Genomic DNA, 23,849 nt, shown 5'->3' on the forward strand with positions numbered 1-23,849 from the left:
TCCGTTCCGCGGGGGCGACAAGGGGGCTCCGCGAGAGGAGGCCGGCGCGCAGCCGGGGAGAGGGTCCGTGACGGCGAAGCGCCCGAAACTGCATCACCTGAACTGGAACCTCCTGCACACGTTCCTGGTGATCGTCGAGGAGCGCAGCATCACGCGCGCGGCCGATCGCCTTTTGGTTCGCCAGCCTTCGGTCAGTGCCGCGCTCCAGCGGCTTGAGGAGACGCTCGGCGGCCAACTCGTGCAGCGCGACAGCCGTCGCTTCGTCCTGACCAAGCGCGGCGAGCTGCTCTACAAGGAATGCGTCGACATCTATCGCAGCGTCGCGCGGATCGGCGACAAGCTCTCCGAGGAGCATGACGAACTGACCGGGCTGGTGCGCATCCAGGTCGTCACCCATGTCGTCCTGCCGGCCTTCGACCGGGCGCTCGCCCGGCTGAACCGCAAGCACCCTTCGGTCACCGTCCGCATCGACGTCGCCAACAGCCATGACATCGTGCGCTCGGTGTCGCAGAAACTCAGCCCGTTCGGGATCTGCCTGTTGCCGAACCCGCTCGCCGGTCTCGCCTGCCGGCGCCTGCTGCGCGAGGAATTCGGCATCCTGTGCGGGCGCGACCATCCCCTGCATGGCCGCCGCGACGTGCCGCTGCATGATCTGGCGGAGGAGCCCTTCGTCGCACTGGCCTGCGGACAGGACGGGGCGCTGGAGCCGATGGTGGCGCTGCGCGAGGGGGCGGGCCTCGGCAATCGCACGGTCGGATCGAGCCCAAACCTGGAAGAAGTCGCTCGAATGATCGCGGCCGGCCTCGGCATCGGAATTCTGCCGCTGGCGTCGGTGCAGGACGCGTTGGATGCCGGCACGCTGTGGAACCTGTCCGGCGCCGGGCACGATATCGGCGCCGATCTCTATCTCGTCAGCAGCCCGACCATGGAGATGAGCGCTGCGGAGATCGCCTTCCAGCGCCTGCTCGAAGCCGAGATCGAGCTGGATGAGACGGGCTCCGCGCCCGCCTTCGAGGGTTATCTGTCCGACGCCGCCTATCCGGCCGCCTGACGCGAAACCGGAGCATGCCGGGATTGCCGGCACGCTCCGCTGCTGTGTGCGGCTCGCCGTCAGCCCGGCAGCATCTGCATGGGCGCCGGGAAGTAGCGGAAGCCGTCGCCGGCCTTGGCGAGATTGCCGAAGCCGGGCCAGGCGAAATGGTAGGACATCACCGGCGTCTTCTCCTCGGCCAGGATCGTCAGCAGTTTGACGCGCGACTGCACCGCCTGCTTCGGGTCACTGTCGTAGGCGAATTCGAGGCGGGGATTTTCGGTCAGCAGAACGGCATGGTGCGTGAGGTCGCCGAGGAAGGCGAAGGACTTGGCCCCGGAAGCGACCTTGAAGATGTGGTGGCCGACGGTGTGACCGGGTGCGGCGATCGCCTGCACGCCGGGCAGGAATTCCTGCTGGTCCTTGAAGAAGACGATGCGGTCGCGCACGGGCATCAGGTTCGCCCGCGCATGCTCGACGAAGGCCTTCAGCGGCGAGCCGAGCTTGCCTTCATCCGTCCAGAAGTCGAAATCGAGCTGGCTGATATGGATGCGGGCATTCGGGAAGAGCGCCTTGCCGTCGGCCGTGCAGATGCCGCCGATATGGTCGATATGGGCGTGGCTGCAGACGATGTCGTCGATGTCGCCGGGCTTGATGCCGGCCTCCTCCAGGCTCTTCATCAGGCGGCCGGTGGTCGGGCCAAACATCTTCGAGAAGCCCATGCCGGTGTCGAACATCACCAGCCTGTCGCCGAAATTCACGATCGGGATGTTCTGTTCGAGGACGACGTTGTCCTTGGGCAGGAAGCTGGTCTCGAGCAGGCTGTAGACCTTCTCCTTGGGCACTCCGAGGAAGCTGGAGCCGGGATCGCCCAGCGGCAGCGGCCCGTCCGAGACGACGGTGACCTCGGCCGAACCGAGCATGAAGCGGTAGAAATAGGCCGGTTGGGTCTTCAGCATCGGCGCCTTCGCCAGCGCCGGCGCGCCGAGCGGCAAGGCTGCCCCGGCCACAAGGGCCGCCGCCGAGCCCAGGAACCCGCGGCGGCTGGCGGATGGCAGTCGGAACTGGTCATTCGACATCGCATTTCCTCCTATGTGCTGTGGGATTCCGGCGTTGGCCGCCGGCATGTTGTCGGTTGGCGTGCGGAAGCCCGACCGGGTTGCGATCCGCCCGTTCAGGACGATGCACTGGCGCTAAAGCCCGGACCAATATCGGTTCGCTCTAGCGGCCATAACGCAAAGCTGCCGCTAGGACAGGGTAGGCGCGGCCTAGTCATTGCGGCAGCGCACGGCTATTGAGGCGAGTGACACTCCGCACGGTCATTGCGAGACGAAAACGGCGATGGATCTACGCCAGCTCCGCTATTTTGCGGCCATTGTCGAGCAGGGCTCCTTCTCGAAGGCGGCGACGAAACTGCGCGTGGCGCAGCCGGCCCTGAGCCAGCATCTGCGCCATATGGAGGACGAACTCGGCGTCCCGCTGCTGCATCGCGGCACGCGCGGCGTCTTGCCGACCGAGGCGGGCGAGCGGCTGCTGGCTCGGGCCCGGATCATCCTCGCGGAGTTCGCGGCCTTGCCCGAGCAGGTGCGAGGCGAGGCGGAACTGCCCGGCGGCGAAGTCCGCATTGGCCTGCCCGGCACGGTCAGCGAGCAGTTCAGCGTGCCGCTGATCCAGGCGGCGCGCGAGCGTTACCCGGCGATCCGCATCCGGATCGCCGAGGCGATGAGCGGCTTCGTGCTGGACTGGCTGCGGCGCGGTGAGGTCGACCTCGCCATGATCTACTCGACCTCCGATCCGAAGGGGCTGGGCATCCACCATGTCCTGACCGAGGAGCTCTGCCTGTTCGCGGCGACAGGAGCCGCCGGCCAGCCCGCGGTGCCGGGCGAGACGGTCGCGATGGCCGACGCCGCGGCGCTCGACCTGATCCTGCCCGGGCTAGGGCACGGCCTGCGCGACCAGATCGACGAGGCGGCCGGGCAGGCCGGGGCGACGATCCAGCCGGCGATCGAGATCGAATCCTACAGCCAGATCAAGCGGCTGGTGGAGCAGGGCTTCGGCTACAGCATCCTGCCGCGCATGGCCGTCGCGGCGCAGGAGAAGGCCGGGGTCTTCCAGACCTGGCCGATCGCCCGCCCCTCGCTCTACCGCAAGGTTTATCTGGCCTATTCGACGGAGCGCCCGATGCCGGCTGCAGCGCGTGCGATCGGCCAGCTCTCCTGGGAGATCCTGCGGGGGCTCGTCAGCGACGAGACCTGGACCGCGACGCTCGGCGAGGATGGCGGGCCGCCGCAGCTCTACGGTTAGGGGCTCGGGATGGCATCACTCAGCCCGCCTGCGCCGTTCCTTCCATCCGCAGGCGTCCGTCGACGCCTTCGGTCCAGGTCCGGATCGTGCCGTCATCCCGCCGACGAGCCTTCACACTGAAGGCCGCGCCCGCGATCAGCGGGCTGACGCCGCGATAGTCCAGCTTCAGCGTCGAACGCCTGGCCAGCGTCGCCGCGATGTTGAGCATCAGCGTCGCCTGGATCGGGCCATGGACGATCAGGCCTGGATAGCCTTCCTCCTGCGTCGCATAGGGCAGGTCGTAATGGATGCGGTGGCCATTGAAGGTCAGCGCCGAGTAGCGAAACAGCAGAACCGGCCCGGCCTCGATCTCCCACTCCAGATCCGCCGCCTGCGGCTCGCCCGGCGCAGGCGCGGTGGCTGGAGCGCTCGAAGCCTCGCGATAGACGATGTTGTGGCGCTCGCGAAGGCTGAGCCCGCGCGGGGTCGAGATCTCGTGGTCGACGGCGACGAAGCAGAGCTGGCCGGTGCGGCCGTCCTTTGCCGTGACGTCGCCGATGCGCGAGCGGCGCGTGACGAGATCGCCCTCGCGCAGCGGCGCCAGCGTCTCGATCGACCCGCCCGCCCACATCCGGCGCGGCAGCGGAACCGGCGGCAGGAAGTCCCCCTTGGCCGGATGGCCGTCCGCGCCGAGCGCGCTCATCGGGGCGATCGGCGGTGCGAGGCACCAGTGCAAAGCGAGCGGCGCATCGCCTCCAGGGCAGGGGGCGAGATGGGGGGAGAAGGTCGCGACATAGCTCGCGATCAGGCGTGGCGTGACGAGGTCGGAGGCTTCCTCGGTTCTGCCGATCCAGGCGCGGAGGTGGTCGATGTCCATTCGATATCCTTGCGACAGCTCACCGTCATTCTCGGGCGAAGCGTAGCGCAGACCCGAGAATCTCTTGCAGGAGATGCTCGGGGCAAGTCCGAGCATGACGCTCTTCATTCAATATGATCTCGGCATGCCCAGCACATGCTCGGCCAGATAGGACAGGATCAGGTTGGTCGAGATCGGCGCCACCTGATAGAGCCGCGTCTCGCGGAACTTGCGCTCGACATCGTATTCCTCGGCAAAGCCGAAGCCGCCATGGGTCTGGATACAGGTATTGGCCGCCTCGAAAGAAGCGTCGGCCGCCAGCATCTTGGCCATGTTGGCTTCCGCGCCCGGGTTCTCGCCGGCCTCGTAGAGTCGGATCGCCTCGCGCACCATCAATTCGGCCGCGCGCATATTGGCGTAGGCCTTGGCGATCGGGAACTGGATGCCCTGGTTCTGGCCGATCGGCCGGCCGAAGACATGGCGCTCCTTGGCGTAGGCCGATGCCTTCTCGATGAACCATTTCGCGTCGCCGACACATTCGGCCGCGATCAGGATGCGCTCGGCGTTCATGCCCGAGAGGATGTAGCGGAAGCCCTTGCCCTCCTCGCCAACGAGGTTCTCGGCTGGCACCTTCACATTGTCGAAGAAGACCTCGGTGGTGGCGTGGTTCATCATCGTGCGGATCGGCCGGATGGTCAGCCCGGCCTGCAACGCCTCGCGCATGTCGAGGATGAAGACCGAAAGCCCATCCGTGCGCTTGGCGACCTGGTTGCGCGGGGTGGTGCGAGCGAGCAACAGCATCAGGTCGGACTGCGCGGCGCGGCTCGTCCAGATCTTCTGGCCGTTCACGATGTAATGGTCGCCCTCGCGCCTTGCGGTGGTGCGCAGGCTCGTTGTGTCGGTGCCGCTGGTCGGTTCGGTGACACCGAAGGCCTGCAGGCGCAGTTCGCCCGAGGCGATGCGGGGAAGCCAGGCCTGCTTCTGCGCTTGCGAGCCGTGGCGCAGTACGGTGCCCATGACATACATCTGCGCGTGGCAGGCCGCGCCATTGCAGCCTTGGCGCTGGATTTCCTCCATGATGACGGCGGCTGCGGAGAGCGACAGGCCGGCGCCGCCATAGATTTCAGGGATCAGGGCCGAGAGGAAGCCGCTTTCGGTGAGGGCCGCGACGAACTCCGTCGGATAGGCCATCTCGCGGTCGAGTTTGCGCCAGTACGCGCCGGGGAAGCCGGCGCAGAGGCGTGCGACAGCGTCGCGGATGTCGGCATGGTCTGAAGCTTGCTGCATGGGTCTTGTCTGTCGCTCTATCGTTTCAGCGATCGGCACCGAACTCGGCCCTGATTGTCTCGTCGTGTTGGCCGAGCGCCGGTATGGGCCTCATCCGCACGCGCTCACCGTCGACGATGGCCGGCGGGGCAAGGACCTCGACCAGGCCGGAGGGCGTCTCGACAGCGAGCGCCGTCGCGGCCGGGTGCGTTATGAGATCGCCGACGCTGGAGACCGTGCCATAGGCGATCGCGTAGCGGTCGAGCGCGGCTGCGACCTCGGCGAAGGGCCGCGTCGCGAGCAGGGTCTGCACCTGGGCATCCACAGCCTCGCGCTGGCGCACCCGCAGCACATTGGTCGCGAAGCGCGGATCCTCGGCCAGCGCGGCGCTGCCGAGCACTTCGCGGGCCAGGATCTGCCATTCGCGCTCGCTCTGGATCGAGATCAGGAGACTGCCATCGGCCGTGGCGAAGACTCCGTAAGGCGCGATCGAGGGATGGGCGAGGCCGAGCCGCGGCGGCTCGATGCCGCCATAGCGGCGCGTCAGATAGGGCACGTTCATCAGGTCGCCGAGCGTGTCGAACAGCGAGAGCTGGATGGCCGAACCCAAGCCGGTCTTGGCCCGCCTGAGCAGCGCCTCCAGGATCGCGGCATAGGCGGCCTGGCCGGTCGCGATGTCGGCGATCGAGACGCCGATGCGGGACGGGCCCGAAGCTTCGGTGCCGGTGATCGCCGCAAGTCCCGATTCCGCCTGAACCAGCAGGTCATAGGCCTTGCGGGTGTGGTGAGGCGTGCCCGGGGCATAGCCCGAGACGTCGCAGGTGATCAGCCGGGGATAGCGCCCGCGCAGTTCGGCGGCGCCGAGGCCGAGCCGCGTCGTGGCGCCCGGCGCGAGATTCTGAATGAAGATGTCGGCCTTGCCCAGCATGGCCTCGACCATGGCGCGGTCGTCGGCCTGCTTGAGATCGACGCGGCAGGATTCCTTGCCCCGGTTCAGCCAGACGAAATAGGAGGACAGGCCCTTCGCATAGTCGTCATAGCCGCGCGCGAAATCGCCTTCCGCCCGTTCCAGCTTGATGACCCGCGCGCCGGCATCGGCCAGCTTGCAGGTCGCGGTCGGGACGGCCACGGCCTGCTCGAGCGCAACCACCAGAATTCCCTCGAGGGCGTCGGTCATCGTTCCTGCGTTCCGTCAGCAATCGTGGCAGAACGGGCGTCGAACAAGGAACGAAGTCAAATAGGGTTTTGCGATGAGGCCCATAGCGAAATCCTCGCTGCCCCCGCGATCTCCATAGATAATCGCTATGGCCCTCATCGTTTTATCCTACTTGTCCTGATCTGCCGCCCATGCACCCCTCTGCCGCCAGGCAGCGTGCCGCCCAAGAGCGCGCTCCAGAGGAATTTCAGGGAGAGGCATGATGGCAATGAAGGCATCCGCTGCGGTCGCGTTCGCATTGGGGGCGCTGTTGGCGCTGCCGGCGCAGGCGCAGGACAAGCCGAAGGAACTGGTCGTGGGCATCGCAACCTTCCTGTCCGGGCCGGCCTCCGTCTTTGGCGTGCCCGGCAGGAACGCGGCCGATCTGTTCTTCGAGGAAGTCAACGCCAAGGGTGGCATCCTTGGTGTTCCGGTGAAGCCTGTTTATGTCGACGAGGGCGCCGGCACCAACCAGCTCATCTCGGAATATCGCCGCGTCGTGCAGGACCAGGGTGCACAGGTGATGTTCGGCGCGATCTCGTCGGGCTCGTGCAACGCGCTCGCTCCCGTCGCCGAGGACCTCAAGGTCGTCAACGTGATGTGGGATTGCGGCACGCAGACGATCTTCGAGGAAGGCAAGTGGAAGTATTCGGTCCGCACCCAGGGCCATGCCGGCGCCGAGATGATGGCGACGCTGCTCTACCTCATGAAGACCAAGCCCGATTTCAAGACGATCGCGGTCGTCAACCAGGACTATGCCTGGGGCCGTGAATCCTGGGCGCTGCTGCAGGCTGGCCTCAAGGCGCTCAAGCCCGACGTCAAGATCGTCGCCGAGCTCTTCCCGAAATTCGGCGCGCCCGATTTCTCGACCGAAATCACGCGCCTCTCGGCGCTGCGGCCGGACGTGGTGATCTCGACCTCCTGGGGCGGCGATCTCGACACTTTCGTCCAGCAGGCGGCTGCTCGCGGGCTCCTGAAGCAGTCGACCTTCGTGCTGCCGCTGGCGGAAAGCTCGATGGAGCGGCTGGGCAACGTCATGCCCGAGGGCGTCATCGTCGGCTCGCGCGGCGACCATTATTTTTTGCACCCGAAGTACAAGAACACAGCCGAGATGCAGAGCTTCGTGAAGAAGTACAAGGACAAGACCGGGGTCTATCCGATCTATCCGACCTTCCACATGAACCAGGCCGTGACCGGCCTCGTGAAGGCCTATGAGAAGGCCGGTGCGGCGAATGGGGGCAAATGGCCGACCAAGGAGCAGGTCATCGCCGCCTTCGAGGGGCTGGAGTTCAAGTCGCTGACCGGTACGATCACGATCCGCTCCGATCATCAGGGGCTGGAAGACCAGATGCTCGGCACCACCAAGCGCGTGCCGGAATTCCCCTTCGCGGTCTACGACAAGATGGCGCTATATCCCGGCAAGCTGGTGACGACGCCGGTCGGCGAGAAGTCGCTCGACTGGTTCGCCAAGGTGAAGCCGGAGCTGGTCAACGACAAGTCGATCGAGACCTTCGACTATTCGAAGTAGTTTTGCCCTAACTGCATCCGCGACCGTCATCCCGGACAAGTCGCAGGTCCGGGATCCATCGAAGGGCGTCGAACTCTACGATGGATCCCGGATCTCCGCTTCGCTGCGTCCGGGATGACGCGGAGACGTTGATCGAAGTCTGAAGAACGAGCCGCAATGCCTCCAGAAATGCTCTTCCTCGCCGCGCTCGACGGCATCGCCTATGGCTCGCTGATCTTCCTGGTCGCGGTCGGGCTGTCGCTGATCTTCGGCGTGCTCGGCGTGCTCAACGTCGCGCATGGCTCGTTCTATGCGATCGGCGCCTATGTCGCGGCGAGCGCGGTGCTAGCGGCGGCGGGCATGGGGCTGCCGACCTGGCTCGCCTTCCCGCTGTTCCTGGTCTCCGCCATCCTCGTCGGCGTCGTGGTCGGCGGCGCGGTCGAGGCGCTGCTGCTGCGGCGGATCTACGGCAAGGAAGAGGTGCTCCAGCTCCTCGTCACCTTCGCCGTGTTCATGATCCTGGAGGATGCGCAGAAGGTGATCTTCGGCGTCCGGCCGCTCTTCGCCAATGCGCCGATGAACTGGCTCGGCACCATCGAGGTCTTCGGCATCTACTACACCAACTACCAGCTCATCCTGATCCCGCTGGTGGCGCTGGCGGTGCTCGTCGGCCTTCGGCTCTTCCTGCGGCGGACCTCGTTCGGGCGCGCCATCGTCGCGGTGACGCAGGATCGCGAGGCGGCGATGGCGATGGGCATCAACGCCACGCATGTCTACCTCTTCACCTTCATGATCGGCGCGTCGCTGGCGGCGCTGGGTGGGGCGCTGTCCTCAGCCACCACCTCGCTGACGCCGGGCATCGGCTCGGGGATGATCGTGCTGTCCTTCGCGGTGGCCGCGACGGCCGGGCTCGGACGGATCGAGGGGGCGGCGGTCGCGGCGCTGATGATAGGGCTCGGGCGCTCGGCGGCGGTCTATTTCGCGCCGGAGTTCGATGTCCTGATCCCGTACCTCATCATGGTCGTGGTGTTGCTGATCAAGCCCGAGGGCCTCTTCACCACGCTGCAGACGAGGAAGGTCTGATGTCGCGCCAGGTCGTCATCGGCGCGCTTCTGCTCGTCGCCCTCGTCGTCTTCCCGCTGGTCTCGCCCTGGTCGACGGTCATCCTGACCGTGGCCCTCTGCGAAGGGCTGGCGGCGCTCGGCATCCTCGTCCTGTTGCGCGCTGGGCAGGTCTCCTTCGGCCACGGGTTGTTCTTCGCCTTTTCGGCCTATGTCGTCGCCTTCATGGCGGCGGCGAGCCTCGGCCACGAGGTGCTGCTGCTGGTGCCGATCGCCACCGCCGCCTCGGGGCTGGTTGCGGCGCTGGTCGGGCTCTTCATCGTGCGCTACCGGGCGATCTTCTTCGGCATGCTCAACCTCGCCATCTCGATGGTGTTCTGGTCGCTGCTGGAGAAGCTGTTCTCGCTGACCGGCGGCGCCGACGGTAAGCGCGTGCCGCGCCCGACGCTCGCCGGGATGACGCTCGAGCGCGAGGCCTTCGAGTTCTGGATGTTCTACATCACGCTGGCGCTCGCCGTGGCCGCGGCCGTGGCGGTCGCGCGCTATCTCGTCTCGCCGGGCGGCAAGGCGCTGGAGGCGATCAAGTCGAACGAGACGCGGCTCGAATATCTGGGCGTCTCCAGCCGCAAGGTGCTCTACGGCGCCTATCTGCTCTCGGGGCTGCTGGCCGGCTTAGGCGGGGCGATCATCGCGCTGGTTTCCGGCCACGTCACGCCGGAGTTGGCCTATTGGGTGCGCTCGGGCGAATTTGTCTTCATCGCGATCCTCGGCGGCGTGGGCGGCGTCGCCGGGCCCTTCCTCGGCGCGCTGATGTTCCAGATCATCCGCGGTTATGCGGCGGTCTATGCGCCCGAGACCTGGCATGCCGTGCTCGGCGTGATGCTGCTCGTGATCATCTTCTTTGCTCCCAGCGGGCTCTACGGCCTGATCGCCGGAGACAAGCGGGCGGTCCCTGCGAAGGAGAGCGCGCGATGAGCGATTTCATCCTCGAAGCCCGCGATCTCGAACTGCGCTTTGGCGGCGTGCGGGCCGCCAATGGCGCCAGCCTGAAGGTGCGCGCCAATGAGCGCATCGCCATCATCGGGCCGAACGGCGCCGGCAAGACCACTTTCATCAACCTCTGCACCGGCTATCTGAAGCCGCAATCGGGCCGCGTGATCTTCGCCGGGCAGGATGTCACGGCCTTGTCGCCACGCGCGATCACGCGGCGCGGCATCGGTCGCTCCTTCCAGATCCCGCAGCTCTTCACCGACAATACGGTGATGGAGAACCTGCTGCTGGCGCTCAGCGCGCGCGAGGGGACATGGTCGCCCTTCCAACGGCTCGACCGGCATCCCAAGCGCGAGGAGATGATCGCTTTGCTCGACTCGGTCGGCCTGCGGGAAACGGCGGAGCGTCCGGTCAGGGAACTGCCGGAAGGCATGCGCAAGCTCATCGACATCGCGGTCGCGCTCGCGCTCGATCCGAAGCTGATCTTCATGGACGAGCCGACCTCGGGCGTCTCCAGTCATGAGAAGTTCCAGGTGATGGACACGCTGACGCGCGCGCTCGACGCCCGCGCCACCACCGCGATCTTCGTCGAGCACGACATGGATGTCGTCGCCCGCTATGCCGGGCGCGTCGCCGTCTGGTCGGGCGGACGCATCGCGCTAGAGGGCACGCCCGACGAGATCCTGAACCATCCGGAGGTCCGCGAGACCGTGATCGGGGTGGGGGTGTAGCCATGCTGGAGATCAAGGGACTTTCGGCCGAGATCGAGGGCGTGCAGGTGCTGCGCCGGGTCGATTTCGCGCTGGCCGAAGGCGCGACCGTCGCGCTGATCGGCCGCAACGGCGCCGGCAAGACCAGCCTGCTGCGCGCCATCATGGGCTTCATGAAGGTCACGGCGGGAGAGATCGTCTTCGACGGCCGGCCGATCCTGGCGATGCCGCCGCATGAGCGGCCGCGCCTCGGCATCGGCTATGCGCCCGAGGACCGGCGGCTGTTCTCGAGCTTCTCGATCGAGGAGAACATCCGCCTGCCGGCCGAGGTGATGAAGGTGCCGGCCGCCGAGATCGCCCGGCGGCTCGATGCCATCTACCGGGTGCTTCCCGAACTCGCCGATCTGCGCCACCGGGCGGCGGCGGGGCTGTCGGGCGGGCAGGGCAAGATGGCGGCGCTGGCGCGGGCGCTGATGGTGGGCCAGCGCATCATCCTGCTCGACGAGCCGTTCCAGGGGCTGGCGCCGGTTCTGGCCCAGCGCTACGCCACCGCCCTGCGCGCGCTGCGCGACAGCCATCCCGACATCGCCTTGCTCATCACCGAATCCAATCCCAGTCTGCTGCGCAGTTTCGCCGAGCGCGCCTATGCGATCGAGCGCGGCGAGGTCACGGAAGTGGCCGGCGGCCTGGCGGCGAGTTCGCTCGAAGCGGCAGGGCTGCATTGACGATCAGGCTATCCGCGCCGTCATTCCGGATAAGCGGCGAAGCCGCGCCGCTCCGGAATCCATCATAGAGCCATATCCTCGAAAGGGATCGGCCCTTCGATGGATCCCGGAGCTCCGCTTCGCTGCGTCCGGGATGACGGCGTGTTTCACATGCCAAGAGTGGCAACCGAGTACAGGAGACACACCATGACCCAGCACTTCATCAACGGCCGCCATGTCGCGGGCCGCAGCGGCGAGACCATGGCCGTGCTGGCGCCGGCGACCGGCGAGGAGTTCACCCGCATCGCCTGCGGCACGGCCGAGGACATCGACGATGCGGTGAAGGCGGCGCGCGCGGCTTACGAGGGCGCCTGGGGCAAGCTGACGGCGGCCGAGCGCGGCCGGCTGATCTCCAAGCTCGGCCTCAAGGTGCTCGACCATTTCGACGAGCTCGCCAAGATCGAGGCGCAGGACACCGGCAAGCCGATGGCGCAGGCCCGCGCCGATATCGACGCGACCGCCCGCTATTTCGAGTTCTATGGCGGCGCCGCCGATAAGGTGCACGGCCACATCATCCCGTTCCTGAACGGCTACAACGTCAACGTCATCCATGAGCCGCATGGCGTGACCGGCCATATCCTGCCGTGGAACTATCCGGCGCAGATGTTCGGGAGGTCGCTGACGGCGGCGCTCGCCATGGGCAATGCGGTCGTCCTGAAGCCCGCCGAGGAAGCCTGCCAGACGGCGCTGCGGCTGGCGGTGCTGGCTTCCGAGGTCGGCTTCCCCGACGGCGCGATCAACATCGTCACCGGCCGTGGCCATGAGGCGGGGGCTGCGCTCTCGGCCCATCACGGCGTCGACTTCATGTCCTTCACCGGCTCGCCCGAGGTCGGCAAGATGGTGCAGCATGCCTGCGCCGAACACCTGATCCCCTGCACGCTCGAACTCGGCGGCAAGTCGCCCCAGATCGTCTTCGACGACGCCGATTTCGACGCCGCCGTGCCGATCGTCTGCAAGGCCATCGTCCAGAACACCGGGCAGACCTGCTCGGCCGGCTCGCGCGTGCTGGTGCAGGAGCGCGTCTATGACGACTTCATCGGCGCCGTCGCCAAGGAGTTCACCAAGCTGCGCGCCGGCACGCCGGAGATGGATCTCGATTGCGGCCCGGTGATCAACGCCAAGCAGCGCGGCCGCGTGCAGAGCTTCATCGACAATGCCCGCGAGGCCGGCATTCCGGTGATCGCCGAGGGGCAGATCGCGCAGGGCGTGCCGAATGGCGGCTTCTACGTGACGCCGACGCTGTTCGGAAAGGTGCCGCGCGGCAACCGGCTGGAGCAGGAGGAGGTGTTCGGCCCGGTGCTCGCCGCCTTCCCGTTCACGGACGAGGCCGATGCGATCAAGCTGGCGAACTCGACGGAATACGGCCTCGTCGCGGCCGTCTGGACCAGGGATGGCGGGCGCCAGCAGCGCGTCGCCAAGAAGGTGCGGGCCGGGCAGGTCTTCATCAACGGCTATGGCGCCGGCGGCGGCATCGAACTGCCCTTCGGCGGCACCGGCAAATCCGGCCATGGCCGCGAGAAGGGCTTTTCCGCGCTGGAGGAGTTCGCGGTGACCAAGACGATCGTGCACAAGCACGGTTGATCTGATGACATTGCGGGTCGCGCCTGCGGCGCGCCCCACAATGTCGGACGTCACATCATGATGACATGGCGGATGGTGCGGCCTTCATGCAGGGCGTCGAAGCCCTCGTTGATGCCGTCGAGCCCGCTCTGGCTGGTCATCAGCTTGTCCACCGGCAGCTTGCCGCGCAGGTAGAGGTCGACGAAGCGCGGGATGTCGCGCACGGGGATGCAGGAGCCGACATAGGAGCCCTTTAGCGTCCGCTCCTCGCCGACCAGGCGCACGGGGGCGAGCGAGAGCGTGTGGGTCGGGTTGGCGAGGCCGGCCGTCGTGGTGGTGCCGCCGCGCCGCGTGATCTGGTAGGCGAGGTCGAGCGCCTTGACCGAGCCCGCCATTTCCAGGCCGTGATCGACGCCGCCCTTGGTCGCGGCGCGGATGGCCTCGACGACGTCGGAGGCGCCGGCATTGAAGGTGTCGGTCGCGCCGAGCTCGCGGGCGATGGCGAGCTTTTCATCCGACAGGTCGACGGCGATGACGCGCGAGGCGCCGCAGGCGGCCGCGCCGAGAAGCGCGCTCAGGCCGACGCCGCCGAGACCGACGACGGCGACCGTCTCGCCGGCCCTGACTTTAGCGGTGTTCACGGCGGCGCCGACGCCGGTCAGCACGGCGCAGCCGAAGAGCGCCGCGATCTCATGCGAGATGTCGGCTTCGAGCTTCACCAGCGAATGGCGCGAGATCACCGCATATTCGGCGAAGGCGGAAACGCCGACATGGTGATGGATCGCCTGGCCATTCCGCGCGAGGCGGCGCCCGCCGCCGAGCAGTTCGCCGACGCCGTTGGCGGCATTGCCGGGTTCGCAAAGGGCCGGCCGGCCCTCGCTGCAGGGTGAGCAGTGCCCGCAGGAGGGCACGAAGACCATGATGACGCGGTCTCCACGCTTCAGGTCGTGAACGCCCTCGCCGGGCTCGACCACTTCGCCCGCCGCCTCATGGCCCAGCACCATCGGCATGGGGCGGGGACGGTTGCCGTCGATCACTGACAGGTCGGAATGGCACAGGCCCGCAGCCCGGACCCTGACGAGAACCTCGCCCGGGCCGGGCGGGGCGAGGTCGACCTCCTCGATCGAGAGCGGTCGGCTCCTGGCATAGGGCGCGGAAACGGGGCTGGCGTTCAGGACTGCGGCGCGAATCTTCATGCAGGCATTTCCTCGGCAGGCTTCTTGGCTGGGCTTGTTGAGCGCCATCGGGCCGCAAAAGCCTCGGGCTGTCAAAGACCGAATCGTGATCCGCGCCATAACGCGGGCGCATCCTCGACACCGCCCGCGTTGCCATAGGATTTCCGTCTGTGCGGGATCGCCAAAACGAATTGGCGGCGAGCGCCCGGCCCCTCCAAAGATGGAAGTCTCCAGAAAAGACGAGGAAGCACCATGAGACTGAAGGGCAAGACGGCGCTGATCACCGGCGCGGCGCAGGGGTTCGGGCTCGGCATCGCCGAGACTTTCACGCGCGAGGGCGCGCGCGTCGCGGTGCTCGACATCAACGGGGACAAGGCCAAGGAGGCGGCCGCGTCGATCGGCCATGGCGCCATCGCCGTCGCCTGCGACGTCGCCAAGGCGAGCAGCGTCGACGAGGCGGCCAAAGCGGTGATCGCGACCTTCGGGAAGCTCGACATTGTCGTCAACAATGCCGGCATCAGCCACCGCAACCAGCCGATGCTCGATGTCGGCGAGGAGGAGTTCGACCGGGTCTTCGCCGTCAACGTCAAGTCGATTTACTTGATGGCGAAGGCAACCGTTCCGCATTTCCGCGAGCATGGCGGCGGTGTCATTCTCAATATCGGCTCGACGGCGGGCATCCGGCCGCGCCCCGGCCTGACCTGGTACAATGGCTCGAAGGGCGCGGCCAATCTGATGTCGCAGTCGATGGCGGTCGAGCTCGCGCCGGACCGGATCCGGGTCAACGCGATCGCTCCGGTTGCGGGCGAGACGCCGCTGCTGGCGACCTTCATGGGCGAGGACACGCCCGAGAAGCGCAAGGCCTTCACCGCGACGATTCCGTGGGGGCGGTTCTCGACGCCGCAGGACATCGCCAACGCCGCGCTCTTCCTGTGCTCGGACGAGTCGGAGATGGTGACCGGCAGCGTGCTCGCCGTCGATGGCGGGCGCTGCGTCTGACGGGTTGATCAGGCCGCCTTGTCCTTCATGCCGCCATCGGTCAGCCGGTACCAGGTGATGATGGCGGAGACGTAGAGCTCGTTCAGCGCGTGCAGCGGCAGCGGCTTGATCGGCACGACGGGGAAGGGCAGACGGCTCCTGTCGCCCGTGGCGATATACTCCGCCATCGCCTTGCCCATGGCGCTCTGCAAGCCGACGCCGCGCCCCATGCAGCCGATGTCGACGAGCAGGCCGGGCTCCGGCTCGTGCAGATGCGGCAGGAAATCGCGGGTGAGCGCGACGCGGCCGCACCAGCGAAATTCGAAGGGCACGCCTTTGGCCTGGGGATACATCTTACCGACGACGCGTTCGAGATGGGCCCAGTCGGAGACGTCGTTCGGCTCGCGGAACGGGCCGCGCCCGCCCATCAGCAGCCGGTTCTGATGATCCTTGCGGAAATAGAGCAGCAATTGCCTGGTGTCGGAGGTGACCTGTCCCTCGGGCAGGATCGTGCCGGCGATGTTGTCGGAGAGCGGCTGCGTTGCGACGATGAAGGAGTTCGGCCGGATCACGGTCTGGCGCAGCTTCGGGATCAGGTCGCCGGTATAGCCATTGGTCGCGACGACGACGCGCGGGGCGGTGACGCTCGCGCCCTGCGCGGTGCGGATGGTCCAGTTCGCGCCGTTGCGCTTGAGAGAGACGACCTTGCTCTGGCCGTGGATGCGCGCGCCGGCGGCGATGGCGGCCTTCGCCAGTCCGCGCGCATAGGACAGCGGCTGAACGCCGCCGGCCCGCCGGTCGATCCAGCCCCCGAGATAGCGGTCGGTGCCGAGCAAACTTGCGGCCGCATCCTTGTCGAGGAAGGCGGCATCGACGCCGCGCGCCTGCCATTCGGCCGCGCGTCGCTTCACGGTCTCGACCATGGCCGGGGTATGGGCTCCTTGGATCCAGCCGGCGCGCTTGTGGGGCACGTCCATGCTGTGCCGGGCGATCAGATCGAAGACCAGATCGGCGGTCGAGCCGACGAAGCGGGTGAGCGCCTCGCCCGCATCCGGGCCGAACTTCGCGACGATCTCGCTCGGGTCGTATTTGATGCCGGGGATGACCTGGCCGCCATTGCGGCCCGAGCCGCCCCAGCCGGGCTCGTGCGTTTCGAGCACGACGACGGAGATGCCGGCCTCGGCGAGATGAAGCGCGGTGGAGAGGCCGGCGAAGCCGGCGCCGATCACGCAGACATCGGCCGTGGCATCGGCCGCGAGCGGCGGCGTCGGGGCAGCTTCCGGCGCGGTCGCGTACCACAGCGAAGGGCTGAGCGGGTAGGGTTCGGCCATGGCGGCCTCCTTCAGTCGGATGCCTAGATCGGGCGCAGCACGCGGCGCAGGAAGTCCTGCGTGCGCGGATGGGTCGGCGCGCTCAGCACATCGCGGGCGGGTCCCTGCTCGACGATGACGCCGCCATCGAGGAACAGCACGCGGTCGGCGACCTCGCGGGCAAAGCCCATCTCATGGGTGACGACCAGCATGGTCATGCCGTCATCGGCCAGACTCTTCATCACCTGCAACACCTCGCCGACGAGTTCGGGGTCGAGTGCCGAGGTCGGCTCGTCGAAGAGGATGGCCTTGGGCTGCATGCAGAGCGCACGCGCGATGGCGACGCGCTGCATCTGCCCGCCCGACAGCTGGCCGGGATAGGCATCGATCTTGTTGCCGAGGCCGACACGGGCGAGCAGTTCGCGGCCACGCGCCATGGCCTGCGCCGGGGCCTCCTTCTTCACGAAGATCGGGCCCTCGACGACGTTCTCCAGCGCGGTGCGATGGGGGAACAGGTTGAAGCGCTGGAACACCATCGCCATCGCGGTGCGGATGCCGACGATCGAGGGCTTGTCGCGCTCGACGCGCTCGCCATCGATGGTGATCGAGCCGCCATCATAGGATTCGAGCCCGTTGATGCAGCGCAGGATCGTCGACTTGCCCGAGCCGGACGGGCCGATCAGGCAGACGACCTCGCCCTTCTCGACGCTTGCGGTGATGCCCTTGAGCACCGGGAACGAGCCGAAGCTCTTCGTCACGCCTTCGATCTCGATCATGGGGCGGCTCATCGGCGTGTTCCCGGTCATCGCCTGGTCCCCTTGCCGAACCGCGTTTCGAGCCAGCCGACGAAGCCCATCAGCGGCAGGCACATCGCCAGATAGAGTAGGGCGACGAGCGAATAGACGGTCATGTTCTTGAAGGTTGAGGAGGCGATCAGCGTGCCCTGCAGCGTCAGTTCGGCGACGGTAATGGTCGAGGCCTGCGAGGAATCCTTCAGCATCATCACCATGATGTTGCCGTAAGGCGGCAGGACCAGCCGGATCGCCTGGGGCAGGACGACGCGGCGCATCGTCAGGCCCCAGCCCATGCCGATGGATTGCGCCGCCTCGATCTGGCCGTGGTCGATCGCCTCGATGCCGGCGCGGAAGTTCTCGGACTGATAGGCCGAATAAGCGATGCCGAGGCCGATGATCGCCGCCTGCAGCGCGGTCAGCGCGATGCCGAACTCCGGCAGCACGAAATAGATGTAGAAGAGCTGCACCAGGATCGGGATGCCGCGCAGCGAGTTGACGACGATCTTGGCGATCCAGCCGAGCCAGCCAATGCCGGAGACCCGCATCAGCGCCCAGACGAGGCCGAGCACCGTCGAGAGCGCGAGCGAGCCCAGCGCCACGATCAGCGTGAACTTGATGCCCTGCATAAGCAGCGGCAGGAACTGGGTGGCGTCCCTCAGGAAGGTTTGCATGGGGTTCTGGAAGGTCGGAGGGATATTGGCGCGGCTTGCGAACCTCCGCGTGTCATCCCGGACAAGCCGCGTCAGCGGCGCCGATCCGGGATCCATTCCGGAATCGTTCCGGCATGGATCCCGGGTCTTCGCTTCGCTACGCCCGGGATGACGGCGTGGTTCAGGAGGCCCAAACGGAAAGGTTCAGGCGAGGCCCCACTTCGCCAGGATCTTGTCGACCGTGCCGTCGGCCTTGAGCTTGGCGAGGCCGGCATTGATCTTCTTCAGCAGTTCGCCGTCGCTCTTGCGCACGCCGATGCCGACCGAGCCCGAGATCACCGGCTTGTAGGACTTGACGATGCGGACCTTCGGGAACTGCCCCTGCGACAGGTTGTAGGCGATGATCGGCAGGTCGAAGACCGCTGCCTGGACGCGCGCGGCGTTCACGTCGGCGAGGATGTCCGGCAGGGTTTTGTAGAGCTTCACCTCGGAGAACAGGCCGGAGCTCTGCAGCTTGTCGACATAGGCGGTGCCGATCTGCACGCCGATCGTCTTGCCCTTCAGGTCTTCCAGCGTGACGTAGTCCTTGGTGTCGGTCGCCGGGACGATCAGGCCTTCGCCATAGGTGTAGATCGGGTCCGAGAAGTCGATGACCTCCTTGCGGACAGGGGTGATGTACATCGCGGCGGCAACGATATCGACCTTGTTGCCGGTCAGCGACGGGATCAGCGTCGAGAACTGCATGCCCTCGACCTCGACCTTGAAGTCGGAGACGCTGGCGATCGCCTTGATCAGGTCGACCATCACGCCCTCGATCGTGTTGGTCTTGGTGTCGAGGAAGGTGAACGGGCTGCCCGTCGGTGTCGAGCCGACCTTGAGCACGGACTGCGCCTGGGCGGGAAGAATTCCGGCAGCCACGGCGCTGCCCGCCAGCATGGACAGAAAAGTCCGACGTTCCATCGCATTGATCCCCTGCTTATCGCGCACGACTTGCGCGGCGGTCACGATTTTCATGAGCATGAAGATACGAGCATAGGACGATCTTGTCGGCAAGCAATTTCACGTGCATGAAATGGCGGCGACGAATGGAGCCTTCATGAGCAGCCCTGCCGCCAAGATGCCCTCTGCGGATACGACGTCCCGGCCCGAGGTTGATCAAGAGATCGGAGCGGGCCTGCGCCGCCTGAGGCGGGAGCGCAGCCTGTCGCTCGTCGATCTCGCCGCGCGCACCCAGCTTTCGATCGGCTTCCTCAGCCAGATCGAGCGGGGCAAGTCGTCGCCGACCTTGCGGGCGCTGGTCAGCATGGCGGACGCGCTGGGCGTCGGCCTGAAGGACCTGTTTCCGACGGCTGCGCCGGCCGAGGAGCAGACCGCGACGATCGTGCGCGGTGCGACGCGCAGCGAATTGCAGCTCTGGCGCTCAGGCATCCGCAAGCAATTGCTGACCCCGCATGGCGGCAGCTCGAAGCTGGGCCTCTATATCGTCGAGATGGAGTTTGGCGCGAGCAGCGGCGAGGATCTTTACACCCATGACGGCGAGGAGGCCGGACTGGTGATGATGGGCGCGATAACGCTCGTCGTCGAAAGCGAAAGCTGGCTCCTGAACGAAGGCGACAGCTTCCGTTTCGCGTCGTCGCGCCCGCATCGCTTCGCCAATTCCGGGCCGGGCGAGACCCGGGTGCTTTGGGCCAGTTGCCTGTAGCGAGGTTTCGTCGGCGCGGAGCCCGTTGAACGCATGTGCGATCCGCTTGTGTCGCGGCGCGATTTCACGCCATGTTCCGCACCAAGAGGAAACCGCAGATCATGCTCGTCCCACCTTCCTCTGCCCTACAGGCGAACCGATACTGCGGGTGATCGCCCCGGAAGAGCCAATGTCGCGACGAAGCAGGCCGCCAGCATCAGGCCTGATCCAAGCAGGCACGCATATAGCCCTCCCGCCTGATAGAGCAGGCCCGAGAGCAGCGTGCCGGTGAAGCGGCCGAGCGCGTTGGCGGCGTAGTAGAAGCCGACATCCTCGGCCGATTTCTCCGAACCGGCATAGGCCAGGATCAGGTAGGAGTGGATGGAGGAGTTCACGGCAAAGGCGAACCCGAACAGGCCTAGGCCCGCGACGAGCACGAGGTCGGCCCGCAAGCCCGTCCCGACGGCGAGCAACCCCGCGATGGCGAAGGGCACGAGCGCCAGCGCGAGCGACCAGATTCGCGCGGCCGGGACCTCGCTCGACAGCCCGTCTGCGCTGCGCCGGACGAAGGAGGGCGCAGCCGCCTGAACCAGCCCGTAGCCGACGGTCCAGAGCGCCAGAAACGTGCCAACCATCGTGAAGGTCCAGCCCGAGGCGTAGAGGAAGACGGGGACGCCGACGACGAACCAGACATCCCGCGCTCCAAACAACGCGACGCGCGCGAGCGCCAGCAGGTTCACGCCGCGGTTCTTGGCGAAGAGTTCGCGGGCGCTCTTGCTGGCCCTGGCCTTGCCCATCATCGCCGGCAGTGAGGTGACGACGCCGAGCAGCACCAGACCGAGCATCGCGGCCATCGTCCAGAGCGCGCCCCTGAATCCCAGCGTCTCCAGAAGTAGCCCCCCGAGAAAGAAGCCGATGCCCTTCATCGCGTTCTTCGAACCGGTGAACCAGGCGACCCAGCGGAACAGCCGGCCTTCCGCGTCCTCCGCCCTCGCGGCCGCCTCGGCCACCTTGATCGCGGATTTCGAGGCGGTCTTGGTCAGATCCTTGGCGATGCCGCAGACGCCTTGAGCCATCACGACCCAGGCGACCGAAGCTGCTGCCGTCCAGTCCGGCGACAGGCCCGAGAGCAGCAGGAAGCCGAGGATCTGCGCGGAGAGCCCCACCGCCAGCATCCGCGTGATGCCGTAGCGCGCGACGAGCCAGCCGCCGATCAGGTTGGCGGCGATGCCGGCCGCCTCATAGAGCAGGAACAGGAAGGCGAGCGTGAAAGGCGAATAGCCGAGCCGGAAGAAGTGCAGCAGCACGAGCATGCGCAGCGCGCCGTCGGTCAGGGTGAAGCCCCAATAGGCCGCGGTGACGACGGCGTAGTTGCGCGAGCCTTCGGTCACAGGATCAGATCCCGACCCGCTCGAGATGGCAGGCGAGATCGACCATGCGGCAGGCATAGCCCATCTCGTTGTCGTACCAGGCATAGACCTTCAGCATCGTGCCGTCGGTCACCAGCGTCGACAGCCCGTCAACGATCGCGGAACGCGTGTCTCGCTGGTAGTCGATCGAGACCAGCGGCCTCGGTTCGAAGCCGAGGATGCCGGCGAGCGGCCCCTTGGCCGCTTTCTCGAACAGCGCGTTGACCTCGGCGGCGGTCGTCGGTCGCTCCAGTTCGAAGACGCAATCCGTCAGCGAGGCGTTGAGCACCGGCGCGCGCACGGCATGGCCATCGAGCTTGCCCTTGAGCTCCGGGTAGATCAGCGCGATCGCTGTAGCGCTGCCCGTCGTCGTCGGCTGCAGCGACAACATTGCCGAGCGCGCCCGGCGCAGGTCCTTATGGGGCGCGTCGACCACCACGTTGGTATTGGTCGGATCATGGATCGTGGTGATCTGGCCATGCCGGATCCGCAGGTTCTCATGCACGACCTTCACCACGGGGGCCAGGCAGTTGGTCGTGCAGGAGGCCGCGGTGACGATCGGGTGCCTGGCTGGGTCGTAGAGATGCTCGTTGATGCCGACGACTACGTTCAGGACGGACGCGTCCTTCACCGGTGCCGCCACGATGACGCGTTTGGCGCCGCGCTTCAGATGGCCCTCGATCGTAGCCGGCGTCAGGAACTTGCCGGTGCATTCGATCACGACGTCGACACCGAGATCACCCCATGGAACGTCGCCCGGCGCAGCCTCGGCGGAGAATCCCATCCGCCGATCGTCGATCCGGATGGCGTCCTCGCCTTCAGAGCCGATATCGGCGCGCCAGCGCCCCTGCATGCTGTCGAACGCGACCAGATGGGCGGTCGCGGCAGCCCCGCCCTTGATCTCGTTGAGATGCACGACATCGAGCCGGTTGCCGGCACGCGGATCGTCGCCCTGCCTATCGGCAACGCCGAGCGCCGCCCTCAGCGCCAGGCGCCCGATGCGCCCCATGCCGTTGATTCCGACCCGCATGATCCCTGCTCCTTCCGACGATGCCGGACGGTGCATCACCTGGATGAAGATGATATGTCAATATGTCGGTTGACGACGACATGTTGCTTATGCAGCATTGATGTCACATCGGCCGACATAACGAGATAGGGACATGGAAGCGGCTCCTCTCAAGGTTCTCTTCGTCTGCAAGGGCAACCATGCTCGCTCGATCATGGCGGAATCCATCATGCGCCGTCTCGCCGGCGGCACGTTCACGGTCTTCAGTGCCGGCTCCCAGCCTCGGCCCGAGATCAACCCCTTCGTCGTGCGGTTGCTTCAGTCGCTGAACCACGATCTGACGGGCCTGGAGCCCAAGAGTTGGGATGAATTTGCCCAGGCCGGCGCGCCGGAGTTGGATTTCGTGTTCACCCTGTCGGAGACCGCCGCGAACGCGGCGCCGCCCGACTGGCCCGGCAATCCGATGACGGCGCTCTGGACCTTGCCCGATCCCGCCGCCTTCGAAGGCAATGACGTCCAGAAGGCGCTTGCCTTCGCCGACGCCTACCGCATGCTCAACAACCGCATTTCGATCTTTGCGAGTCTGCCGCTGGCCACCTTGCAGGGCATGGCCCTGCAGCATCGACTCGATGCGATCGGAAAGGATATGGGGCGCGGTGAGCCGCGGCGCAGTGATCTCGGGCCAAGGGAAGACGTGGCGTGACGCAAAGGCCAGATGCTTCGAGGCTCGATTCCTCCGATGCGGTTTCGCTGCTCGGTGCGCTGGCGCAGCCGACGCGGTTGGAAATCTTTCGGCTTCTGATGCGCTACCGGCCTCATGGTCTCGCAGCCGGCGACATCGGCCGACTGCTCGCCGTGGCGCACAACACGCTCTCTTCCCATCTCGGCGCGCTCGAGCAGGTCGGGCTTCTGGCGTCGCGACGCGAGGGTCGCCACATCATCTTCGCTGCTCAGGCTCCTCGGGCCGACGCGCTTCTGGGATTCCTGTCCGATTCCTGCTGCGCGGAGGGGCCGGTCGGCTGCAGCGGCGAGGCTGCGGCGATTCCGGCGCGCCGGGACTACGCTGCCAGCGATCGACCCTTGCGGGTGCTCGTCGTCTGCACCGGCAACTCGGCGCGTTCGATCATGGCCGAGTCCGTTCTCAATCGCGAAGGCCTCGGGCGAATCCAGGCTTTCTCTGCGGGGAGCCGCCCGCAGGAAGCGCCGCATCCGCTCGCGCTCGGTCTTCTCGTCGATCTCGGCTACGATGTCTCGGGCATGCGTTCGAAGTCGTGGGAGGAGTTCCTCGGCTCAGGCGCACCCGAGTTCGATCTCGTCATAACGGTTTGCGACGAAGCCGGTGACCAGCCCTGTCCAGCGTTTCCCGGCGTTCCGATGCGGGTGCATTGGGGGGTGGAGGATCCCGCTGCGGTCTCCGGCCCGCAGGCGGCGAGGCGGGCCGCCTTCCTGCAGAGCTACCGCGAGCTGACGGCGCGCGTCACCGCTTTCGTCAACCTGCCCTTCGAGCAGATGTCCCTGAGCGAGCTCCAGCCCGTACTGGCGGCGATCGGCCGGATGGACGGCGCCACGGAGAAGTCTTTCGGGCAGGCGGCCTGAAGCGCTCGGGGCATTCCTCAACGTC

The 23,849-nt window shown here is 66.7% G+C and carries 23 protein-coding genes; 12 read left to right on the forward strand and 11 right to left on the reverse strand.

Annotated features, from left to right (window positions below; translation table 11 throughout):
* Positions 1 to 67 precede the first annotated feature (67 nt).
* Positions 68 to 1,051: a LysR family transcriptional regulator gene (locus AC1RMY_RS04270; RefSeq protein ID WP_492862705.1), complete on the forward strand. Its 984-nt coding sequence runs from the start codon at positions 68 to 70 to the stop codon at positions 1,049 to 1,051.
* Between the two features lie 59 nt (positions 1,052 to 1,110).
* On the opposite strand, the gene AC1RMY_RS04275 is transcribed toward AC1RMY_RS04270, so the two are convergent.
* On the reverse strand, positions 1,111 to 2,109 hold the full coding sequence (locus tag AC1RMY_RS04275) for an MBL fold metallo-hydrolase (RefSeq protein ID WP_492862706.1): 999 nt from the start codon (positions 2,107 to 2,109) through the stop codon (positions 1,111 to 1,113).
* Positions 2,110 to 2,371: 262 nt separating this feature from the next.
* Between AC1RMY_RS04275 and AC1RMY_RS04280 the strand changes: the two genes are divergently transcribed.
* Complete coding sequence (locus tag AC1RMY_RS04280) at positions 2,372 to 3,334, forward strand: LysR family transcriptional regulator (protein WP_492862707.1); 963 nt, start codon at positions 2,372 to 2,374, stop codon at positions 3,332 to 3,334.
* Positions 3,335 to 3,353: 19 nt separating this feature from the next.
* On the opposite strand, the gene AC1RMY_RS04285 is transcribed toward AC1RMY_RS04280, so the two are convergent.
* The 3 genes from AC1RMY_RS04285 to AC1RMY_RS04295 all read right to left on the reverse strand — a co-directional run bounded on the left by AC1RMY_RS04285 (position 3,354) and on the right by AC1RMY_RS04295 (position 6,612).
* Positions 3,354 to 4,190, reverse strand: coding sequence for an HTD2 family dehydratase (locus tag AC1RMY_RS04285; RefSeq protein WP_492862708.1), 837 nt, complete (start codon positions 4,188 to 4,190; stop codon positions 3,354 to 3,356).
* A gap of 108 nt (positions 4,191 to 4,298) precedes the next feature.
* Positions 4,299 to 5,456: an acyl-CoA dehydrogenase family protein gene (locus AC1RMY_RS04290; protein ID WP_492862709.1), complete on the reverse strand. Its 1,158-nt coding sequence runs from the start codon at positions 5,454 to 5,456 to the stop codon at positions 4,299 to 4,301.
* Between the two features lie 25 nt (positions 5,457 to 5,481).
* Positions 5,482 to 6,612, reverse strand: coding sequence for a CaiB/BaiF CoA transferase family protein (locus tag AC1RMY_RS04295; protein WP_492862710.1), 1,131 nt, complete (start codon positions 6,610 to 6,612; stop codon positions 5,482 to 5,484).
* A 241-nt stretch (positions 6,613 to 6,853) separates the two neighbouring features.
* Between AC1RMY_RS04295 and AC1RMY_RS04300 the strand changes: the two genes are divergently transcribed.
* From AC1RMY_RS04300 to AC1RMY_RS04325, 6 genes are all read left to right on the forward strand, one after another.
* Positions 6,854 to 8,158: an ABC transporter substrate-binding protein gene (locus AC1RMY_RS04300; protein WP_492862711.1), complete on the forward strand. Its 1,305-nt coding sequence runs from the start codon at positions 6,854 to 6,856 to the stop codon at positions 8,156 to 8,158.
* Positions 8,159 to 8,314: 156 nt separating this feature from the next.
* Positions 8,315 to 9,220: a branched-chain amino acid ABC transporter permease gene (locus AC1RMY_RS04305; protein WP_492862712.1), complete on the forward strand. Its 906-nt coding sequence runs from the start codon at positions 8,315 to 8,317 to the stop codon at positions 9,218 to 9,220.
* The gene (locus AC1RMY_RS04310) at positions 9,220 to 10,173 is read left to right on the forward strand and encodes a branched-chain amino acid ABC transporter permease (RefSeq protein ID WP_492862714.1); all 954 of its coding nucleotides are present in this window, start codon (positions 9,220 to 9,222) and stop codon (positions 10,171 to 10,173) included. The genes AC1RMY_RS04305 and AC1RMY_RS04310 overlap by 1 nt, the downstream gene beginning before the upstream one ends.
* On the forward strand, positions 10,170 to 10,919 hold the full coding sequence (locus tag AC1RMY_RS04315) for an ABC transporter ATP-binding protein (protein WP_492862715.1): 750 nt from the start codon (positions 10,170 to 10,172) through the stop codon (positions 10,917 to 10,919). Before AC1RMY_RS04310 ends, AC1RMY_RS04315 begins: the two co-directional genes overlap by 4 nt.
* Positions 10,920 to 10,921: 2 nt before the next feature.
* The gene (locus tag AC1RMY_RS04320) at positions 10,922 to 11,623 is read left to right on the forward strand and encodes an ABC transporter ATP-binding protein (protein ID WP_492862716.1); all 702 of its coding nucleotides are present in this window, start codon (positions 10,922 to 10,924) and stop codon (positions 11,621 to 11,623) included.
* Positions 11,624 to 11,809: 186 nt separating this feature from the next.
* Complete coding sequence (locus AC1RMY_RS04325; protein WP_492862717.1) at positions 11,810 to 13,243, forward strand: aldehyde dehydrogenase family protein; 1,434 nt, start codon at positions 11,810 to 11,812, stop codon at positions 13,241 to 13,243.
* Between the two features lie 50 nt (positions 13,244 to 13,293).
* Here the strand turns inward: AC1RMY_RS04325 and AC1RMY_RS04330 are convergent, their stop codons facing one another.
* Positions 13,294 to 14,418: a zinc-dependent alcohol dehydrogenase family protein gene (locus AC1RMY_RS04330; protein ID WP_492862718.1), complete on the reverse strand. Its 1,125-nt coding sequence runs from the start codon at positions 14,416 to 14,418 to the stop codon at positions 13,294 to 13,296.
* 231 nt (positions 14,419 to 14,649) lie between these two features.
* Between AC1RMY_RS04330 and AC1RMY_RS04335 the strand changes: the two genes are divergently transcribed.
* On the forward strand, positions 14,650 to 15,396 hold the full coding sequence (locus tag AC1RMY_RS04335) for a glucose 1-dehydrogenase (protein ID WP_492862719.1): 747 nt from the start codon (positions 14,650 to 14,652) through the stop codon (positions 15,394 to 15,396).
* An 8-nt stretch (positions 15,397 to 15,404) separates the two neighbouring features.
* On the opposite strand, the gene AC1RMY_RS04340 is transcribed toward AC1RMY_RS04335, so the two are convergent.
* The 4 genes from AC1RMY_RS04340 to AC1RMY_RS04355 form a co-directional block, all read right to left on the reverse strand.
* Entirely contained in the window at positions 15,405 to 16,706 is a 1,302-nt protein-coding gene (locus AC1RMY_RS04340) for an NAD(P)/FAD-dependent oxidoreductase (RefSeq protein ID WP_492862720.1), read from the reverse strand.
* A 23-nt stretch (positions 16,707 to 16,729) separates the two neighbouring features.
* The gene (locus AC1RMY_RS04345) at positions 16,730 to 17,461 is read right to left on the reverse strand and encodes an amino acid ABC transporter ATP-binding protein (protein ID WP_492863556.1); all 732 of its coding nucleotides are present in this window, start codon (positions 17,459 to 17,461) and stop codon (positions 16,730 to 16,732) included.
* 26 nt (positions 17,462 to 17,487) lie between these two features.
* Complete coding sequence (locus AC1RMY_RS04350) at positions 17,488 to 18,150, reverse strand: amino acid ABC transporter permease (RefSeq protein ID WP_492863557.1); 663 nt, start codon at positions 18,148 to 18,150, stop codon at positions 17,488 to 17,490.
* 183 nt (positions 18,151 to 18,333) lie between these two features.
* Entirely contained in the window at positions 18,334 to 19,089 is a 756-nt protein-coding gene (locus tag AC1RMY_RS04355) for an ABC transporter substrate-binding protein (protein WP_492862721.1), read from the reverse strand.
* A gap of 136 nt (positions 19,090 to 19,225) precedes the next feature.
* Between AC1RMY_RS04355 and AC1RMY_RS04360 the strand changes: the two genes are divergently transcribed.
* Entirely contained in the window at positions 19,226 to 19,831 is a 606-nt protein-coding gene (locus AC1RMY_RS04360; protein ID WP_492862722.1) for a helix-turn-helix domain-containing protein, read from the forward strand.
* Between the two features lie 125 nt (positions 19,832 to 19,956).
* Here the strand turns inward: AC1RMY_RS04360 and arsJ are convergent, their stop codons facing one another.
* Both arsJ and AC1RMY_RS04370 read right to left on the reverse strand, forming a co-directional pair.
* On the reverse strand, positions 19,957 to 21,201 hold the full coding sequence (gene arsJ / locus AC1RMY_RS04365) for an organoarsenical effux MFS transporter ArsJ (RefSeq protein WP_492862723.1): 1,245 nt from the start codon (positions 21,199 to 21,201) through the stop codon (positions 19,957 to 19,959).
* Between the two features lie 4 nt (positions 21,202 to 21,205).
* Positions 21,206 to 22,249 carry an ArsJ-associated glyceraldehyde-3-phosphate dehydrogenase gene (locus AC1RMY_RS04370; protein ID WP_492862724.1) on the reverse strand — a complete coding sequence of 348 codons (1,044 nt, stop codon included), beginning with the start codon at positions 22,247 to 22,249 and terminating at the stop codon, positions 21,206 to 21,208.
* Positions 22,250 to 22,382: 133 nt separating this feature from the next.
* Between AC1RMY_RS04370 and AC1RMY_RS04375 the strand changes: the two genes are divergently transcribed.
* Together AC1RMY_RS04375 and AC1RMY_RS04380 are read left to right on the forward strand one after the other, a co-directional pair.
* Positions 22,383 to 22,931 (forward strand): arsenate reductase ArsC, encoded by a 549-nt coding sequence (locus AC1RMY_RS04375; RefSeq protein WP_492862725.1) that lies wholly within the window; start codon positions 22,383 to 22,385, stop codon positions 22,929 to 22,931.
* On the forward strand, positions 22,928 to 23,824 hold the full coding sequence (locus AC1RMY_RS04380; protein WP_492862726.1) for an arsenate reductase/protein-tyrosine-phosphatase family protein: 897 nt from the start codon (positions 22,928 to 22,930) through the stop codon (positions 23,822 to 23,824). The genes AC1RMY_RS04375 and AC1RMY_RS04380 overlap by 4 nt, the downstream gene beginning before the upstream one ends.
* Positions 23,825 to 23,849 lie beyond the last annotated feature (25 nt).

This window comes from Allobosea sp. GW822-FHT03F07, assembly GCF_058801345.1.

Bases quoted from the DNA above. Each gene is read 5' to 3' on its own strand.
- AC1RMY_RS04275 (WP_492862706.1), bottom strand. From the start codon at position 2,109: ATGTCGAATGACCAGTTCCGACTGCCATCCGCCAGCCGCCGCGGGTTC.
- AC1RMY_RS04280 (WP_492862707.1), top strand. From the start codon at position 2,372: ATGGATCTACGCCAGCTCCGCTATTTTGCGGCCATTGTCGAGCAGGGC.
- AC1RMY_RS04285 (WP_492862708.1), bottom strand. From the start codon at position 4,190: ATGGACATCGACCACCTCCGCGCCTGGATCGGCAGAACCGAGGAAGCC.
- AC1RMY_RS04290 (WP_492862709.1), bottom strand. From the start codon at position 5,456: ATGCAGCAAGCTTCAGACCATGCCGACATCCGCGACGCTGTCGCACGC.
- AC1RMY_RS04295 (WP_492862710.1), bottom strand. From the start codon at position 6,612: ATGACCGACGCCCTCGAGGGAATTCTGGTGGTTGCGCTCGAGCAGGCC.
- AC1RMY_RS04300 (WP_492862711.1), top strand. From the start codon at position 6,854: ATGGCAATGAAGGCATCCGCTGCGGTCGCGTTCGCATTGGGGGCGCTG.
- AC1RMY_RS04305 (WP_492862712.1), top strand. From the start codon at position 8,315: ATGCCTCCAGAAATGCTCTTCCTCGCCGCGCTCGACGGCATCGCCTAT.
- AC1RMY_RS04310 (WP_492862714.1), top strand. From the start codon at position 9,220: ATGTCGCGCCAGGTCGTCATCGGCGCGCTTCTGCTCGTCGCCCTCGTC.
- AC1RMY_RS04315 (WP_492862715.1), top strand. From the start codon at position 10,170: ATGAGCGATTTCATCCTCGAAGCCCGCGATCTCGAACTGCGCTTTGGC.
- AC1RMY_RS04320 (WP_492862716.1), top strand. From the start codon at position 10,922: ATGCTGGAGATCAAGGGACTTTCGGCCGAGATCGAGGGCGTGCAGGTG.
- AC1RMY_RS04325 (WP_492862717.1), top strand. From the start codon at position 11,810: ATGACCCAGCACTTCATCAACGGCCGCCATGTCGCGGGCCGCAGCGGC.
- AC1RMY_RS04330 (WP_492862718.1), bottom strand. From the start codon at position 14,418: ATGAAGATTCGCGCCGCAGTCCTGAACGCCAGCCCCGTTTCCGCGCCC.
- AC1RMY_RS04335 (WP_492862719.1), top strand. From the start codon at position 14,650: ATGAGACTGAAGGGCAAGACGGCGCTGATCACCGGCGCGGCGCAGGGG.
- AC1RMY_RS04340 (WP_492862720.1), bottom strand. From the start codon at position 16,706: ATGGCCGAACCCTACCCGCTCAGCCCTTCGCTGTGGTACGCGACCGCG.
- AC1RMY_RS04345 (WP_492863556.1), bottom strand. From the start codon at position 17,461: ATGATCGAGATCGAAGGCGTGACGAAGAGCTTCGGCTCGTTCCCGGTG.
- AC1RMY_RS04350 (WP_492863557.1), bottom strand. From the start codon at position 18,150: ATGCAAACCTTCCTGAGGGACGCCACCCAGTTCCTGCCGCTGCTTATG.
- AC1RMY_RS04355 (WP_492862721.1), bottom strand. From the start codon at position 19,089: ATGGAACGTCGGACTTTTCTGTCCATGCTGGCGGGCAGCGCCGTGGCT.
- AC1RMY_RS04360 (WP_492862722.1), top strand. From the start codon at position 19,226: ATGAGCAGCCCTGCCGCCAAGATGCCCTCTGCGGATACGACGTCCCGG.
- AC1RMY_RS04370 (WP_492862724.1), bottom strand. From the start codon at position 22,249: ATGCGGGTCGGAATCAACGGCATGGGGCGCATCGGGCGCCTGGCGCTG.
- AC1RMY_RS04375 (WP_492862725.1), top strand. From the start codon at position 22,383: ATGGAAGCGGCTCCTCTCAAGGTTCTCTTCGTCTGCAAGGGCAACCAT.